This is a genomic window from Glutamicibacter uratoxydans, assembly GCF_006539925.1.
Classification (GTDB): domain Bacteria; phylum Actinomycetota; class Actinomycetes; order Actinomycetales; family Micrococcaceae; genus Glutamicibacter; species Glutamicibacter uratoxydans.
The window spans coordinates 103,100-118,472 of sequence record NZ_BJNY01000005.1; the positions used below are offsets into that span (position 1 = coordinate 103,100).

14 protein-coding genes are annotated in these 15,373 nt (G+C 58.5%); 3 read left to right on the top strand and 11 right to left on the bottom strand.

Annotation, left to right across the window (positions count from 1 at the left end; genetic code table 11):
• Positions 1 to 72 precede the first annotated feature (72 nt).
• On the bottom strand, positions 73 to 1,740 hold the full coding sequence (gene purH / locus AUR04nite_RS05130; protein ID WP_141362640.1) for a bifunctional phosphoribosylaminoimidazolecarboxamide formyltransferase/IMP cyclohydrolase: 1,668 nt from the start codon (positions 1,738 to 1,740) through the stop codon (positions 73 to 75).
• A 98-nt stretch (positions 1,741 to 1,838) separates the two neighbouring features.
• Positions 1,839 to 2,540 (bottom strand): hypothetical protein, encoded by a 702-nt coding sequence (locus tag AUR04nite_RS05135; protein ID WP_170184099.1) that lies wholly within the window; start codon positions 2,538 to 2,540, stop codon positions 1,839 to 1,841.
• Positions 2,541 to 2,731: 191 nt separating this feature from the next.
• On the opposite strand from AUR04nite_RS05135, the gene AUR04nite_RS05140 reads away from it, so the two are divergent.
• Positions 2,732 to 4,069, top strand: coding sequence for an MFS transporter (locus tag AUR04nite_RS05140; RefSeq protein WP_141362644.1), 1,338 nt, complete (start codon positions 2,732 to 2,734; stop codon positions 4,067 to 4,069).
• A gap of 11 nt (positions 4,070 to 4,080) precedes the next feature.
• Here the strand turns inward: AUR04nite_RS05140 and AUR04nite_RS05145 are convergent, their stop codons facing one another.
• A complete protein-coding gene (locus AUR04nite_RS05145) occupies positions 4,081 to 4,671 on the bottom strand; it encodes a TetR/AcrR family transcriptional regulator (RefSeq protein WP_141362646.1) in 591 nt (196 codons plus the stop codon).
• Between the two features lie 392 nt (positions 4,672 to 5,063).
• On the opposite strand from AUR04nite_RS05145, the gene AUR04nite_RS05150 reads away from it, so the two are divergent.
• A complete protein-coding gene (locus AUR04nite_RS05150; RefSeq protein ID WP_141362648.1) occupies positions 5,064 to 8,072 on the top strand; it encodes an alpha-mannosidase in 3,009 nt (1,002 codons plus the stop codon).
• A 286-nt stretch (positions 8,073 to 8,358) separates the two neighbouring features.
• Here AUR04nite_RS05150 and AUR04nite_RS05155 read toward each other — a convergent pair whose 3' ends face one another.
• The 8 genes from AUR04nite_RS05155 to AUR04nite_RS05185 all read right to left on the bottom strand — a co-directional run bounded on the left by AUR04nite_RS05155 (position 8,359) and on the right by AUR04nite_RS05185 (position 14,666).
• The gene (locus tag AUR04nite_RS05155) at positions 8,359 to 9,162 is read right to left on the bottom strand and encodes a carbon-nitrogen hydrolase family protein (protein ID WP_141362650.1); all 804 of its coding nucleotides are present in this window, start codon (positions 9,160 to 9,162) and stop codon (positions 8,359 to 8,361) included.
• A gap of 106 nt (positions 9,163 to 9,268) precedes the next feature.
• Positions 9,269 to 9,793 carry a flavin reductase family protein gene (locus tag AUR04nite_RS05160; protein ID WP_141362652.1) on the bottom strand — a complete coding sequence of 175 codons (525 nt, stop codon included), beginning with the start codon at positions 9,791 to 9,793 and terminating at the stop codon, positions 9,269 to 9,271.
• A 3-nt stretch (positions 9,794 to 9,796) separates the two neighbouring features.
• On the bottom strand, positions 9,797 to 10,150 hold the full coding sequence (locus AUR04nite_RS05165; protein WP_141362654.1) for a cupin domain-containing protein: 354 nt from the start codon (positions 10,148 to 10,150) through the stop codon (positions 9,797 to 9,799).
• An 18-nt stretch (positions 10,151 to 10,168) separates the two neighbouring features.
• On the bottom strand, positions 10,169 to 11,638 hold the full coding sequence (locus tag AUR04nite_RS05170) for a 4-hydroxyphenylacetate 3-hydroxylase family protein (RefSeq protein ID WP_141362656.1): 1,470 nt from the start codon (positions 11,636 to 11,638) through the stop codon (positions 10,169 to 10,171).
• A gap of 5 nt (positions 11,639 to 11,643) precedes the next feature.
• Entirely contained in the window at positions 11,644 to 12,321 is a 678-nt protein-coding gene (locus tag AUR04nite_RS05175; protein ID WP_246055379.1) for a DUF2848 family protein, read from the bottom strand.
• The gene (locus AUR04nite_RS17860; protein ID WP_170184100.1) at positions 12,318 to 12,461 is read right to left on the bottom strand and encodes a hypothetical protein; all 144 of its coding nucleotides are present in this window, start codon (positions 12,459 to 12,461) and stop codon (positions 12,318 to 12,320) included. The genes AUR04nite_RS05175 and AUR04nite_RS17860 overlap by 4 nt, the downstream gene beginning before the upstream one ends.
• Positions 12,462 to 12,631: 170 nt before the next feature.
• Complete coding sequence (locus AUR04nite_RS05180; protein ID WP_141362658.1) at positions 12,632 to 13,282, bottom strand: GntR family transcriptional regulator; 651 nt, start codon at positions 13,280 to 13,282, stop codon at positions 12,632 to 12,634.
• 55 nt (positions 13,283 to 13,337) lie between these two features.
• Positions 13,338 to 14,666: an MFS transporter gene (locus AUR04nite_RS05185; protein WP_141362660.1), complete on the bottom strand. Its 1,329-nt coding sequence runs from the start codon at positions 14,664 to 14,666 to the stop codon at positions 13,338 to 13,340.
• A gap of 316 nt (positions 14,667 to 14,982) precedes the next feature.
• Here AUR04nite_RS05185 and AUR04nite_RS05190 point away from each other — a divergent pair, with 316 nt between their 5' ends.
• Positions 14,983 to 15,321: a hypothetical protein gene (locus AUR04nite_RS05190; protein ID WP_141362662.1), complete on the top strand. Its 339-nt coding sequence runs from the start codon at positions 14,983 to 14,985 to the stop codon at positions 15,319 to 15,321.
• Positions 15,322 to 15,373: the final 52 nt, after the last annotated feature.

Consider the following 15,373-nt stretch of genomic DNA (forward strand, 5'->3'; position numbering starts at 1 on the left):
AAAGACCTCAGGCCATGAATCCCTTCGGGGGTTCATGGCCTGAGGTCTTTTGGGCTTTACGCCTGGTGCTTCCTAGTGGAAGAAGTGGCGTGCACCGGTGAAGTACATGGTGATGCCAGCTTCATTAGCTGCTGCGATGACTTCCTCGTCGCGCACCGAACCGCCTGGCTGCACCACAGCCTTGACGCCGGCGTCGATCAGGATCTGCAGGCCGTCGGCGAACGGGAAGAACGCGTCCGAAGCGGCTACCGAACCGGCGGCGCGCTGCTCGGATTCGCCAGTGGCGTTTTCTGCGCCGCCGGCCGCATCGGCACCGGACTCGACCTTCACGCCCAGGGTGTTGGCGCGCTCCACTGCCAGCTTGCAGGAGTCGATGCGGTTGACCTGGCCCATGCCGATGCCCACGGCGGCGCCGTTCTTGGCCAGCAGGATGGCGTTGGACTTCGCAGCGCGCACCGCGCGCCATGCGAAGGCAAGATCAGCCAGGGTCGCCTCGTCGGCGGCCTCGCCGGCTGCAAGAGTCCAGTTGGCCACGTCGTCGCCCTCGGCGTTGATCGTGTCGCCTGCCTGGACCAGCATACCGCCGGACACCTGGCGGAACTCATTCACGTTGCGGCCGTAGCCATCCGGCAGGGCCAGCAGGCGGATGTTCTTCTTGGCCGAGAGGATCTCAACAGCTTCCGGCTCGAAGTCAGGGGCGATGACCACCTCCGTGAAGATGCCCTTCACGGTTTCAGCCATGGACTTGGTCACGGTGCGGTTCGCGGCGATGACTCCGCCGAATGCGGAGACCGGGTCGGTGGCGTGCGCCTTGCGGTGTGCGTCGGCGATGGCGTCTTCAGCGTCGTCGGAAGCCACTGCAACGCCGCAGGGGTTTGCGTGCTTGATGACTGCCACTGCCGGCTTGTCGAAGTCGAAGGCGGCGCGCAGCGCGGCATCGGCGTCGACGTAGTTGTTGTAGCTCATTGGCTTGCCGTGCAGCTGGTCGGCCTGGGCGATGCCTGCCGGGGCTGCCTCGTCGACGTAGAGGGCCGCCTGCTGGTGCGGGTTCTCGCCATAGCGCAGCACCGCGGCGCGCTGCAGGGCGACGCCTGCGTAGGCTGGCCAGTCGATGACGCCGTCGCCGTCTTCATCAAGGAACTGGCTTGCGGTCCAGGAGGCCACTGCGGAGTCATAGGCTGCGGTGTGGGCGTAAGCCTTGGCTGCCAGGCGCTGGCGGGTCTTCAAGTCGAAGCCTCCGGCTGCGGCGGCCTCGATGACCTGAGGGTAGAAGCTCGGGTCCACCACGATGGATACGGCAGCGTGGTTCTTGGCGGCCGAGCGGACCATTGCCGGGCCTCCAATGTCGATCTGCTCGACAACTTCGTCCTGGGATGCGCCGGAGGCAACGGTCTGCACGAAGGGGTACAGGTTCACAACCACCAGGTCGATCTGGCCGATGTTGCGCTCGGTCAGGGTTTCCATGTGCTCCGGCACGCGGCGGTCTGCCAGGATGCCGCCGTGGATGATCGGGTGCAGGGTCTTAACACGGCCGTCGAGCATTTCTGGAGAGCCGGTCACCTGCTCAACCTCGGTCACTGGGATGCCAGCGGCGGCGATCTTCTTTGCGGTGGAGCCGGTGGAGATCAACTGGACGCCTGCGGCGTGGAGTCCAGCAGCCAGTTCCTCCAGACCGGTCTTGTCGTAGACGGAAATCAGTGCGCGGCGAATAGCGACTTGGTCCAGGACGGTCTTACTCACGAAATTTTTCTCCCGGCGGTGAGAATGAATGGGGCGGGCGGCGCAAAGGCCACCGCCTTCCATTCTAGCGAAATCTCGGCCTGCGGGATCAGTTCATGTCAGTGTTCGTCAATCAGCTCCCCCAGCTGCGGGAAATGCTTTGCCAGCTGCTTAGGCGTCAAGCACAGCGTCAGCAGCTGCTCAGCATGGTCTTCGTCGGCAACGTAGGTGACGAGGTCTTCGCTGGTCTGGGCATTGAGCTCATCGCGCAGCGACTGCGCCACCGCGATCAGCGTCTGGTAGTAGCGCTTAATCGTCGGCTCCCAGCCTTCGCGGGCAGCCAGAGCCGTCATCGCATCGGACCAGATGCTGGCCGCCGGGTCTTCGCACAGGTCAATGGACGACCAGTGCCAGTCGCTGGGCTCCCACTTGTCCGAGTAGAAGCTCTCCGAGTCGTCCTCGTCCAGGTCCGCTTCGATGGAGGCCAGCACCTGGTCTAGGTCCTCGCCGTCGTCGTCCTCGTCAGTTGAATCGTCATCGTCTTCCGCCGCTGAACCAGTTTCGATGAGCCCTTCGGTCAGGTCCGCATCGGCGCGGTCCTCGTAGTCGTCGGGCTCGTCAAGGTCCTCGCCGCGTTCAACGAACTGTTCGCGCTGCTCGGTGTTTCGGTCGCGGGCCAGCGCCTGCAGCGAATTCAGGGCAAGCAGCGGCATGGCGATGCTGTCGCTTTCTTCTGTGCTGACCCCATGCAGGGCTACGGCATAAAAGGTCTGATCCGGGTGTCCATCTATTACTTCAGCCGCGTGTCGAAGGGCTGCCACCCGTAGAGCCTCTTCGAGAGCTGTCCAATCTACTCCCATGACCGAAGATTACTCCCTATCCAGCATGCGCAACAGGCCTTGACGTGCCGTGAAATCGGAAGTAAGGCGAATAAGCGCCGTCGGCGAATTTCAGCTATGCTTCGACCCGGCACTAGCCGCCACCGTCTCGCACACCGAAAGGTACCCACGCCGTGTCCACTGCAACCCTTCCCTCCGGCACCCATGTGGTGCAGGAGCTGCCTTTCAAATGGAAAGTGCAGGGCACCATCTTCATCATCGGCGGGCTCGGCTTCATGTTCGATGCCTGGGATGTCACGCTCAACGGCGCACTGATTCCGCTGGTCGCCCAGGAATGGGGCTTGGACCGGCCGACTGCGGCGCTGCTGGGCACCTCGAACCTCGTGGGTATGGCCATCGGCGCATTCCTCTGGGGCGGCATTGCCGACAGGTTCGGTCGCAAGAACGCCTTCAGCCTGACCCTGCTGATGTTCGCCGTGTTCACGGTGCTTGGAGCGCTCTCCCCGAACTTCGGCTTCTTCGTCGCCTTCCGCTTCCTTGCCGGCGTCGGTCTGGGCGGCTGCATCCCGGTGGACTATGCGCTGGTCGGCGAATTCACCCCGGCAAAGTACCGGGGCCGGGTGCTCACAGCAATGGACGGCTGGTGGCCCGTGGGCGCGGCCCTGTCATTCCTCGTCTCCGGCTGGGTCATGGCCACGGCGGACAACTGGCGGCTGATCCTGCTGGTCATGATTCTTCCTGCGCTGATGGTGTACGTGGTGCGCCGCTCCATGCCGGAGTCCCCGTTGTATCTGGCGGCCAAGGGGCGCGAGGCGGAAGCCCGCGCAGTCATCGATTCGCTGGTTGAACGCACCGGCGCCGAGCGGCGGGACTACGTCATCACTACCGCATCGCTGCCGAAGGCTCCGCGCTGGTGGGAGCAGGTCGTCGCGCTGTGGCGCTATTCCTGGAAGCTGACGGCCACCAGCTGGCTGCTGTTCGTCACTATCCTCTTGGTGTACTACCTGGCGCTGACCTGGCTGCCGACCATCTTGACCGAGGCTGGCATGGCGCAGTCGGCATCCTTCTTCGCCACCGCTGTCATGGCGCTGATGGGCTTGGTGGGCGTGGTGCTTGCCGCGCTGCTGGTGGAGAAGGTCGGACGCAAATGGCTGCTTGCCGTCTCCGCGCCGCTGTCCGGCGTAGTGCTGATGATCGTTGCACAGAGCCTGCAGGCTCCTGCCGCGGCAGTGGCCTGGATCCTTGTGTTCGGTGCGGTGGTGCAGGTGGCGATTCCCGTGCTTTATGCCTATGTTTCGGAGCTCTACCCCACCGAGCTGCGCGCCAGCGGTTTCGGCTGGGCGTCGACCATGTCCCGGTTTGCCGCCGGGTTCGGCCCGCTGCTCTTCGCGGCGCTGTGGCCTGTTGTGGGATTGACCTGGCTGTTCGCCGGTGCCACGGTTCTTGTAGTGCTCGCCATCCTGTTCATGGCGAAGTTCGCTCCCGAGACCAAGGGCCACGAACTGGGCTAGCAAGGCGGCTGCTAGGAGCTGGCGGAACCTGCCGGTTGAAGGGCTGGGTTGGGCTTCATGCCGTCCATCATGATGCTGGTCAGGCGCTGGCTCAGCCCCGGGGCCGCCTTGGCGAAGGCCCGCGGCAAGGGGCGGGTGACAATTCCGATGCCGGTGATCAGCTCATTTCCGGTGATGTCATGGCGGATCAGGTTCTCCTGCTTCGCCATTTCCAGCGCCTGGTTCACCACTTTGACGGTGGATCGCTGCAGATCCATGATGCGTCCGCCCACGGTGGCAGGAAGCTGCACGCCCAAGGCTTCGCTCAGCGCACCGAGGTTCAGGCTGATCAGTGTCTGAAGGAACTCGTCCCAAGCGTTCAGCTCTCCTTCGCCCAGCCGCACAACGGCTTCTTCGGCGGCGCTCTTCACGTCGCGAAGCATGTCCAGGGTGACTTCTTCAACGAGCTCTGGACGTGCGGTGAAGTTTCGGTACAAGGTACCGATGCCGACGTTGCTTGCATCTGCGATGCTTTCCATCGCAATGTTTGCACCGTGCTCCGCGAACAGCTGGCGCGCGGTGCGAAGAATCAGCTCACGCCTCCTCAAGGCATCTGAGCGCATCTTCGAGTCCCCCTTTCATAGTTGGCGGTGGTCTTAGGGCAGGTGAATATCACCGGCAACTGTCCAACGATAGTTGAGAATGTTCGATCTGACGAAGCGGACGTGAAAGCTCCTCAACATCAGGCTCCTTATCCTAGACAATTTCCATGAGTACTAGCTGAAGACAAGGGAACGGCGACCACTTTTCCTTGTACTTACAACTTGTCCATATTCATGGCCGCTGCCGACGCGCAGCGGATTCCGCCGCTCATACTCGGCACGCGGCACATGACCTTCCGATGACGGGCAACCGATCCGCAGTTTCGAGAGTCGAACCAACCCAGGACTAGTAATTTTAGGTATGGTGGCCAAGGAACTGCACCCGAGCACGACCGCCTAATTGAAAGGTTTTCATGCACGACGACGCCTCACTGACAACCGGACGAGTCAAGCGAGTTCTCGAAGAACGTATTCGCCCCGCCATCTACTCGCACACCGTGCCGCTGGAAGTTTCCTGGCATGAACTGCCCGGAGAACCGGTATCTCCGGCCGAGGGCTTGGCATTGGATTACAGCCCAACTTCGGTGGGAACGCAGTGGGGCGCCGCCTGGGGCACCACCTGGTTCCACCTGAGCGGACAGGTTCCCAAGCAGTGGGCAGGACGCAAGGTCGAGGCGGTCATCGATTTGGGCTTCGACGTCAATATGACCGGCTTCCAATGCGAAGGCTTGATCTACCGGCCGGACGGCATCACCATCAAGGCGCTGAATCCGCGCAACCAATGGGTCCCGGTCGCCGAGCAAGCCGAAGGCGGCGAACTGGTCGACCTTTACCTAGAGGCCGCCTCCAACCCGGTGCTGCTCGACTACCACCCATTCCTGCCCACCGAGCAGGGCGATATCCTCACTTCCTCGCCGCGCAAGCTCTACACCACCCGCCGCATGGACCTGGCGGTGTTCGAACCAGCGGTCCACGAACTGGCACTCGATCTGGAAGTCCTCTTTGATCTGCAGGAACAGCTTCCAGTCGGTCCGCGCAAGGCACAGATTCTGCAGGCCATGGACAACGCCCTGGACCGTCTGGACCTGCAGCGCATCGTAGACACCGCGCCCGATGCCCGCAGGGAGCTGGAAGCAGTACTGGCGGCTCCCGCCGAACACAGCGCCCACAAGATTTCAGCCATCGGCCATTCGCATATCGACTCGGCCTGGCTGTGGCCGCTGCGCGAAACCATCCGCAAGGTCTCACGGACATGCTCCTCCATGGTGGAGCTGCTGGGCTATGACGAAGACTTCCTCTACGGCATGTCCAGCGCCCAGCAGTACAAGTGGCTCAAGAGCCACCGGCCCGAAGTCTGGGAACGCGTCAAGAAGGCTGTTACCGACGGAAGGTTCCTGCCGCTGGGCGGCATGTGGGTCGAATCCGATACCGTCATGCCCTCGGGCGAATCCCTGGTCCGCCAGTTCCTCTACGGACAGAAGTTCTTCCGCGACGAATTCGGCATCACCAGCGCCGGAGTCTGGCTGCCCGATTCCTTCGGCTACTCCCCTGCCTTGCCGCAGCTGATGCGCCGTGCCGGCTTTGAATGGTTCTTCACCCAGAAGATCTCGTGGAACCAGCAGAACAAGTTCCCGCACCATACATTTAACTGGGAAGGCATCGACGGGTCTCGGATCTTCAGCCACTTCCCGTCCATGGACACTTACAACTCGCAGCTTTCGGGCGAAGAAGTCGCCAAGGCCTCGCGGCAGTTCCGCGAAGCGCGCGTGACCAACAATTCGATTGCCCCGGTGGGCTGGGGCGATGGCGGCGGCGGCACTACCCGCGAGATGACCGGCAAGGCCAAGCGCCTGGCTAATCTCGAAGGGAGCGCGACCGTCACGTGGGAGCACCCCAACGACTTCTTCGACCGTGCCAAGTCCGAGCTGCCCAACCCTCCGGTCTGGGTGGGAGAGCTCTACCTTGAGCTGCACCGCGCCACGCTGACCAGCCAGCACCAGACCAAGCAGGGCAACCGCCGCACCGAACAACTGCTGGTCGAGGCCGAGCTCTGGGCTTCCACCGCAGCAATCTACACCGGCGCCGACTACCCCTACGACGAGCTGGATGAGCTGTGGGAGACAGTGCTTTTGCACCAGTTCCACGACATCCTGCCCGGCACCTCCATCGCCTGGGTGCACCGCGAGGTCGTGGCCCGCTACGCCCAGGTTATCGAGCAGGCCCAGGACCTCATCCTCCGCGCCCAGCAGCAGCTGGCGGGCGAAGGCAGCACAAGGCTCGCCTTCAACGGCGCAGCTTTCACCCGGAACAACGTTCCCTTCGGCGCGGCCCGCGAAGCCAGTGCAGTCAACGGCGTCGCTGTCAGCCTGAGTTCGTCCGAGGGCGGCTATATCCTGGAGAACGAGCTGGTCCGCGTCGTCATCGACGCCCAGGGCCTGATCACCTCCGCGGTGGACCTTGCCACCGGCAGGGAAGCCATCGCGGCGGGCCAGCCTGCCAACTTGCTGCAGCTGCACCAGGATTTCCCGAACATATGGGACGCCTGGGACGTGGACAAGTACTACCGCAACCAGGTCACCGACCTGCGCGACGTCGACGTCCTAGAGGCGCAGGTTCTCGACGGCAGCGCGGTGGTGACGATCGGGCGTTCCTTCTCCAACTCGTCTGTAGTCCAGGAAGTGTCTCTGGCTCCCGGCGAGCGCACCGTGCAGATCCGCCAGAGCACCGATTGGCATGAGGCTGAAAAGTTCTTGAAGGTTGCCTTCCCGCTGGATATCCGCGCCGAGCACACGCTGGCTGAAACACAGTTCGGCTACCACCAGCGTGTCACACACGTGAATACCAGCTGGGAGGCGGCGAAGTTCGAGACGTCGATGCACCGATTCGTGCTGGCACAGGAACCGGGTTTCGGCGCGGCGCTGGTCAATGATTCAATCTACGGCTTCGACGTCACCCGCGACTCGGTGGAGGCGAATGTCACCACCACCCTGCGGCTGTCGTTGCTGCGGGCGCCGCGCTTCCCCGACCCGGCCACCGATCAGGGTGTGCAGACCCACCGCTATGGATTGGTGATTGGCGCGGACATTGCCTCCGCAACCAAGGCCGGTGCGTTGCTGAACAGCGACGAACAAGTGGTTGTCGGCGCCAAGGCTGTTGAGCCGCTGGTGCGCATCAGCGGAGAAGGACTTGTCATTTCCAGCGTGAAGCTGGCAGCTGACCGCTCCGGCGATCTGGTGGTCCGCGTCTACGAGTCGCTGGGCCGGCGGGCCCGCGGGGAGCTGGCCTTCAACACTGCTGTTGCTTCGGCATCCACCGTGAGCCTGCTGGAGGAGCACTTCGAAGACCTTGAACTGTCCGAGGGCACGCTCAAGCTGCAGCTTGGAGCCTTCGAGGTGCGCACGGTGCGGCTGAAGCTGTCCTAGCAGTCACTTTGACAACCGGAGGCAGCCTCCGGTTGTCAAAGGCTACGATTCCGGTACCATCATTTGTCCGTCGGATCACGCTGGATCACCACGTTGGGCATACTGCTTCGGTGATGGGCTGCCCCATACCTCATGGTTTCTGAAGGCCTGCTCGCCCACAGCGAGGGTTAGCAACCTGCTGAGGTTACATGAAAATGAGTTGAAGCGACGAAACTTTAATTTCGCCGTCCCAAACATTTCTGAAGAGAAGGAGGTTACGTGTCCACGGGCAGGCGCGGAGCCGGATTCAGCTCTTCGAACGCAGGCGCGCGTTGGCAAGCACAGGAAGGCCTGCCCGGACACGTTCCACTTCCTGCGGATCGACCTCAACGATGCGCAAGACTGGGGCCTCACCTAAATCTTCCAGTATGGTTCCGTTCGGCGCGATAAACGAGCTGTGTCCTACTCCCAGAGGATCGTTAGTCACCAATGCCCCGGATACCGTATGCGGGTCAGCTTGGTCTACGGCTACTACATAGGTAGTGCTGTCCATCGCGCGGGCACGAGTTGCCAGCTGCCACTGCTCCACTTTGCCTGGCCCCATAGCCCAGGAAGCACACACAATGTTCACGACGGCTCCATTGGCTGCGTTCGCAAAGAAAATTTCCGGGAAGCGCACGTCATAGCAGGTAGCAACACCGAATGTGACACCGTCAATAGCGAACGTGACTGTCTTATCACCCGGTGTAACGGAAACCGACTCTTGGTAGCCGTAAGCATCGTAGAGGTGGATTTTGTCATAAGATTTGTCCACGCAAGGCCCGGTGATAAGCAGAGTGTTGCGTACGCGTTCGCCTTCCCCGGGAGTGAACATTCCTACCACGATAGTGATGTTGTGTTCGGCTGCTATGGAGCGTACTGCGTTAGCCCAGTCCACACTGTGCTCCTGCGCTACTGACTGAAGCTCATTGCCGAATGAACGCATCGTCGCCTCCGGAAAAACAATCAGCCGTGCACCCTGCGCAGCAGCGTCGATGCTGTGGGATTTCACCAATTCGAGGTTCGTTTGGATATCTGCAGTACTGAGGATCTGCGCAAGTGCGATTTTCATTCGTTTTCTCCTACTGTTAATACGTAAAACTGTTGATGCCTCATTGGGCCGCAAGCTCAGTAGCTTGCGGCCCAATGAAGATCATTGTGCTCCCGTTACCGCCCGGTTAGAACAGCCAGGGTGCTCGTTCGTGATTGAAATCTTCGAAACTTCCGAACTTGCCGGCGTTGAAGGCAAGTCCACTACCGTCGCGATCCCGGCTGGCAGTGACTTGGCCGAAGAATACCTGGTGGTCTCCGATGTCATACTGGTGAACCACCTTGCATTCGATCTGGCTCAGCGCCTCGCTGACCACTGGCAGTCCATCAGGGGTGGCGTCGAAACTGCCTGCTTCGAATCGTGCGCCACCGCGGGTAGCGAACTGACGCGCCACTGCCTCCTGCTTGGAACCAAGGATGGAGATTGCGAAACGACCACCGTCCCGAATAGCATCACCGGTACGAGTGTTGAAGTTCAACGACACCATCAGGATTGGCGGTTCCAAGCTGATTGAAGTCAGCGAGTTGATGGTCATTCCAGAGCCCTCGCCTTCGTGCTCGGTGGTGACCACGGCCACGCCGGTCAGGAAGCGGCCCATTGCCTGGCGCATGGCCAGGGGGTCTGGCACCGCAAAAGTTTGTGGGAGTGCCATGGCCTAATCCTCCTTCTGGTAGTAGCGCACTTCGAACATTTTCGCGCCGTTCTCGGAGATCCATGGACCATGTTCCATACCAGGTGGACGTGTGGCCCAGTCGCCTGCCTTGAAAGTGCGCTTCAGACGCTGATCGACGAAGGAACCTTCAAAGATGTACACCTCTTCCCAAAAGTCATGGGTGAGTGCTCCGTTGGGGCTGGTATCCGTCCCCGGCTCGAACTTCAGGATTCTGGTCACCGCATCACTGGAGTCGTCACGTGCCAGGATCGCTTCAGAAAGACCTTCAATGTGTGGGTTGCAGTTAGTGAATTCAACCGCCTCTGTGGGACCGAATTCGAATTCTGGCTTTGCCATTTTGAGTCTCCTTGAAATTTAGTTAGTGGCGGGTTCAGAGGTGGTGGAGCTGTAACTATTGAGGAATTCATCAAGTTCAGCGACATGCTTCTCGTATCCGTAGTTGCGGAAGGTATATGCGCCCTTCACCACGAAGGGTGCGCCCGCGTAGAACATTTCGTATTGCTGGTGACGGCCGGCGAACTCTGTGCCGATGATGTCCCAGGCCAGACGGAAAAGTTTAATTCGCTCTTCGCTGCTGACATTCGGCGAGGCAATGTAGCGTTCGACATCCGGCCCGGTGACAGCGCTATGCATATCGTTGACACCAGATGGCATCTGCAGCACACCGCCACCTACAAGGTCGCGCAAAATTTCGATGACCTTGGGGTACGTTTCGGACTGCAAGCCCATGGCCCCATACAACGCACGCTTGCCCGGGATCAGATAGCCCTGGGCATCCGGCTCAGCCGTGTACTGCGCCGCAATCAGTGCGGACTCTACCGAGGAAATCGTCGCAGCCAGTTCGCCAAGTTTCTCCTGTACACCCGGGATGCGTTCGGTGCCGTTGACCTGAGTGATCTTGCGAGCTACGGCACCGATGAACTGTAGTTTGGTGTTCAGACGAGTCTGTGCCTGCCAGTTGCCCAAAGCATGCGCTCCAGTTTCGAAGAACTGGCGGCGAAGCTTGTCAACATCACGGTCGATAAAGACCCGGTCCCAAGGAACCAATACGTCTTCAAAAATAACCAGGGAGTCTGGCTCGTCGTAGTTGCTGGTCAGCGGGTAGTCGTACTCGCTACTAGCCTGCGGAGCGAAGGGACGGCGACAGAGGAGCTTAAGACCTTCTGTGTCTACTGGTAGCGCAAAGGAAATTGCAAAGTCGACGTCATCAGGGCCCATCGGTTTGATGCAGGTGATGAAAATTTCATCCGCAATGGCAGCGCCGGTAGCCAGCATCTGAGAGCCACGAACGATCAAACCCTGTTCGGTTTCTCGGACCACGCCGACCTGGAGGAAGTCGCCTTCCCAGCCTGAAGCGGTGGTTGCCCGCGAGTACTGAGGTGGAATGATTGCGTAAGAAACGTAGAGGCTTTCGCGGAGGATGCGCTCGTAGTAGCGGCGGACGTTGCCTGCGAAATCGCGTTCTGGGTGTTCGAAGACATCCAGGTGGGTGCCGAATGCTGAGAAGAATGTGCCCACGTGGTCTGGGCTGCGTCCCACCCAGCCATGGGTGTGCTTGGACCAACGTTCAACGGCGTTGCGGCGCATCTGCATTTCTTCGGCGGTGCGCGGCGCACTGAAGACAAGGTTCGCCGGCGCATTGATTTCTTCGGCATGGTACTGCATGCCGTTAGCTGGGTCAGCGGCGATGTCATAGAGTTCCGCGACGGTGCGGGCTACATTCGCAAAAGCTGGGTGGTTGACTACGTCGCTGACGACCTGTCCGTCGAGCAGGATGCGACGGTTGTCGTTGAGCGAGTTTAGGTATTCCTGTCCGGTACGCATGGTGATTATGCTCCTTTGTAGGTGTTGTAGCAGTGAATAATGGTTGTTTCTGGGTTGAGTTCAAGCTCGATTCGCCAGTGTGAACCGTAGGTGAACTGCCCGCCGATTACCGGCAGAGTGCCGCCGAGACAGACGAAATCCTGGTCACCGATATCGTGACGTTCTAGGAATAGGCCAACGACATTGGCCGGAGTCCGCAGGTTGTTGAGTGTTCCGTCTTGGTACAAAACTCCGTCCACCCAAGTGCGGGCTCTTGCTCCATCGAGACTGAAGTTTTCGATATCCTCGATCTCAACGACTTGGCGGGATACGGGTTTGGGGCAGGCACGCTTGGATTCGGCGATATCCCTAGTTTCGACTTCGCGGTCGGTGTGGTCGGACGCGACCCCTAGGTAGTAGCGTCCCTGATGGCGGATGTAGAGTGGTTCCACTTCGCCGCTGGTCGCAGATCCAGCGACGGGGAGAGATTCGACTGAGGTAAACGATTCCGCTTCAACCGGGTAGAACATCGGGACCGCTGGTGGAGGTGCAATGCCGATGGCAGCTAGTTCATCAATGTGTTCTTGAACTGCATGTTCGTCGCGGCCGGTATAGCCGGCGACCATTCCGGCGAAATTTGTCAGGCGGATGATTTTCTTGCTCTCGATGTCCTCGAATTCAAGTACATGAGTAGTGAGTGTCACTGGATGCTCCTAATCTGTTGCGATTGCTGGCCGAGGGTAAAGCTGGGGTCGATACTTGCACGGAGTAGTTGTCCGAAATCCGCATATTCGCCGTCGAGCTTTGATTCAAGTTCATCGACATGAACCAGGGTGAATTCCATGTTTTCCTCTGAAGATTTCTGTTTTTGGGTGTGCAGAACTAGGGCGAGGTGCTTTCTGCGTGTTTTTGGGTGTACGAACCTAGGGCTAGGTGCTTCCTGCGTGTTTTTGAGTGTACGAACCTAGGGCGAGGTACTTTGGATTCTGACGCTAAACCTTAGGGGTTAGGCGGTTAGTAGTTTCTGCGAGAACCGATCGCGTCTCGGGTTGAGTGGATATGGCGTCGTGCTGTCTTCTGCGCAAGTTCCGGATCACCGGATCTAATGGCCGACAACATGTCTTCGTGTTCCTGAAGAACTGCCTCGTACCTTTGGGTCGTAGCCAACACCGCTTGAATCCCCACTCGTTCCTGCTTGACTCTTTGAGAGTCATACACCTGCTCAAGGGTTGAATTGTTTGCAGCTTGGACGATGGCCTTATGGAAGGCAATATCTAGTTCAATGAACTTGACGGGGTCGTCCGTACTTTCGCGTTGCTTCTGCAGCAGTTCTTGAAGATCCTCAACAACGGTTGACGCGCTGCTAGCAATTTTGCGGCTTGCCCACTCCCCAATAACTTGACGGACTTCCATCATTTCGTCGATGTCGGTTTCGGTCATCGCAGGAATGTAGATTCCCTTGTGCGGCACTCTGCGAATGAGGCCTTCAGCTTCCAATCGCAGAAGCGCTTCTCGAACCGGGGTGCGTGATACACCTGTAGACTCAGCGATACTGTTTTCGCTCAGAAACGCTTCCTGGTTCCATGGCAGATGTGCGATATGCGTCCGCAGCCACTGATAAGCACGTTCTGGTGCTGTCGTAGGTGCTGTCTGATACACGCTCATAGTCCATGTCCTAAGGTTGTCGTTCTGGGTCAAGGTGGAGTTCCTTCCTCTAACCTTAAGCGTCGAGGTCCGTGAGTTTGATGTTTTTGGTCTCTTTAGCGCACAGAACTGAAATGATCGAAATCAATCCCATGACTGCTAAATACAGTCCAATAGCTAATCCGGATCCAAACGCCTGATATAGCGCTAGAGCAATGAGCGGCGACAGCGAACCTGCAACGAGGGATGCAATGTTGTAGGACACGGATGTTCCGCTATAACGAACCTCGGTGGGAAAGAGCTCCGAGAAGAATGCACCAATGACTGAGCTGTAGGCTGCGAAAATCAACAATCCGCCCACTGCTGCAAGAATGATCAGTCCTGTTTGCCTTGTGTCTAACAGCAAGAAGAAAACGAATCCCCAAACCACAGTTGCGCCTGATGCAGCTAGTAGGATGGGCCGGCGGCCTAGTTTGTCCGCCAAGATCGCCATCAATGGTATAGCGACAACCGCCACACCTTGGCCAATCATGACTGCCGTCAGGCCAACGCCACGTTCAAGATGAAGGATTTCAGTAACGTAGGTAATGATGAACAACGAGTAGATATAGAAGCCAGCATTTTCTCCCATACGGCTGCCGGCGGCAATGAGTATCTGGCGCCAATGTCCACGTATCAAAACAGTCAAAGGAGATTTCTTGCGCTCAATGCTCTCTTTATTCTTCTCCTGCTGTGCTTTGAATAGTGGGGTCTCTTCTACATAAAGACGGAGAATCAGGCCAATCAATACAAGCAAGGCCGATAGTCCGAAAGCAATGCGCCATCCCCAGGCAAGGAATTGCTCTTGAGGCAATGCCGCAGAAAGAACAGCCAGCACGCCCGCCGCCAGTAGATTGCCCAATGGTGGGCCTACGTTTGGCCAGGATGCCCAGAACGCGCGTCGTTTCGAATCATTGCTGTACTCCGAGACAAGGAGGACTGCTCCGCCCCATTCGCCACCGAGTGCGAATCCTTGAATCAAACGTAGAAGCAGTAGTAGCAACGGGGCAACGATGCCGATGGTGGCGTAAGTAGGAATAATCGCAATGAGCGTTGTAGAGACGCCCATGAGCATGAGGCTTGCCACAAGTGTCGCTTTCCTCCCCTTTTTATCCCCGAGATATCCGAGGACGATGGCTCCCAAAGGTCGAGCTAGAAATCCCGCGGCGAACGTTCCCATCGCCAGCATTGTGCTGACGAACGGATCGGCGCTTGGGAAGAACAGCTTATTGAAAACCAATGCGGCTGCGGTGCCGTATAGGAAGAAGTCGTACCACTCAACCGCAGTGCCTGCAAGGCTTGAAGCAGCAACGGTGGGCAGTGAAGTGTGCTTTCGAATTTTTGGAGTAGATGTGATCTCACTCATCTATCTCTCCTCTGCAAGTGGTGAAGGATGGCGGGATTACCGCCATGAAAGTCAGGTGATGTGCTTCACAAATAAAACTGTAGACTACTTGTATACAACTTGTCTACAGATTTTTTCCCACCACTCGAGAATACGAAATTCAAACCAAACGCATCCACTGAATCTTCGAATCACTGCACCGTGAGCAACGTCAATTCTTGCCAGTTATCTTTAGGGCTTGGCCAGCGGCAATGCGTTTTTGAGCCAAGCAGATCATCTATTAATCAGTGAACAGGAGCAATAGTCATGAGTGGGACTATTCAGGACCTGCGGCAGAATGCCAAGCGAAGCATGCCAAAGGGCAAAGGTCCTGCCCTCGAAAGACGGTTTCCCTGAAGAATCGGAATCTACGTCTAATTACATTGAAACCGACTTTCCTGAAGAAGCCATTGCCAAATCCGACATTCTTGATCTGCTTGCGGCGGCAAATTTTAACCTTGCCATAACCACGAAGGTAATTTTGTGCCGTGCAAGATTGTCGCGGCCGGCTTTCACGCACGAGAATAGGGTGGGTACGAAACTGGTGGTTTCAACTCCACTACGTATTGCACCCAGAAAGTTTCGCCCATTCGTCACTCTTCCCAAGCAAGATGCAAGCAATTGCTATGGCGAATGAAAGGCGGACCAGAAATCAGTGAGTCTACCGTCAACGCGAAATCAGGCAAGTA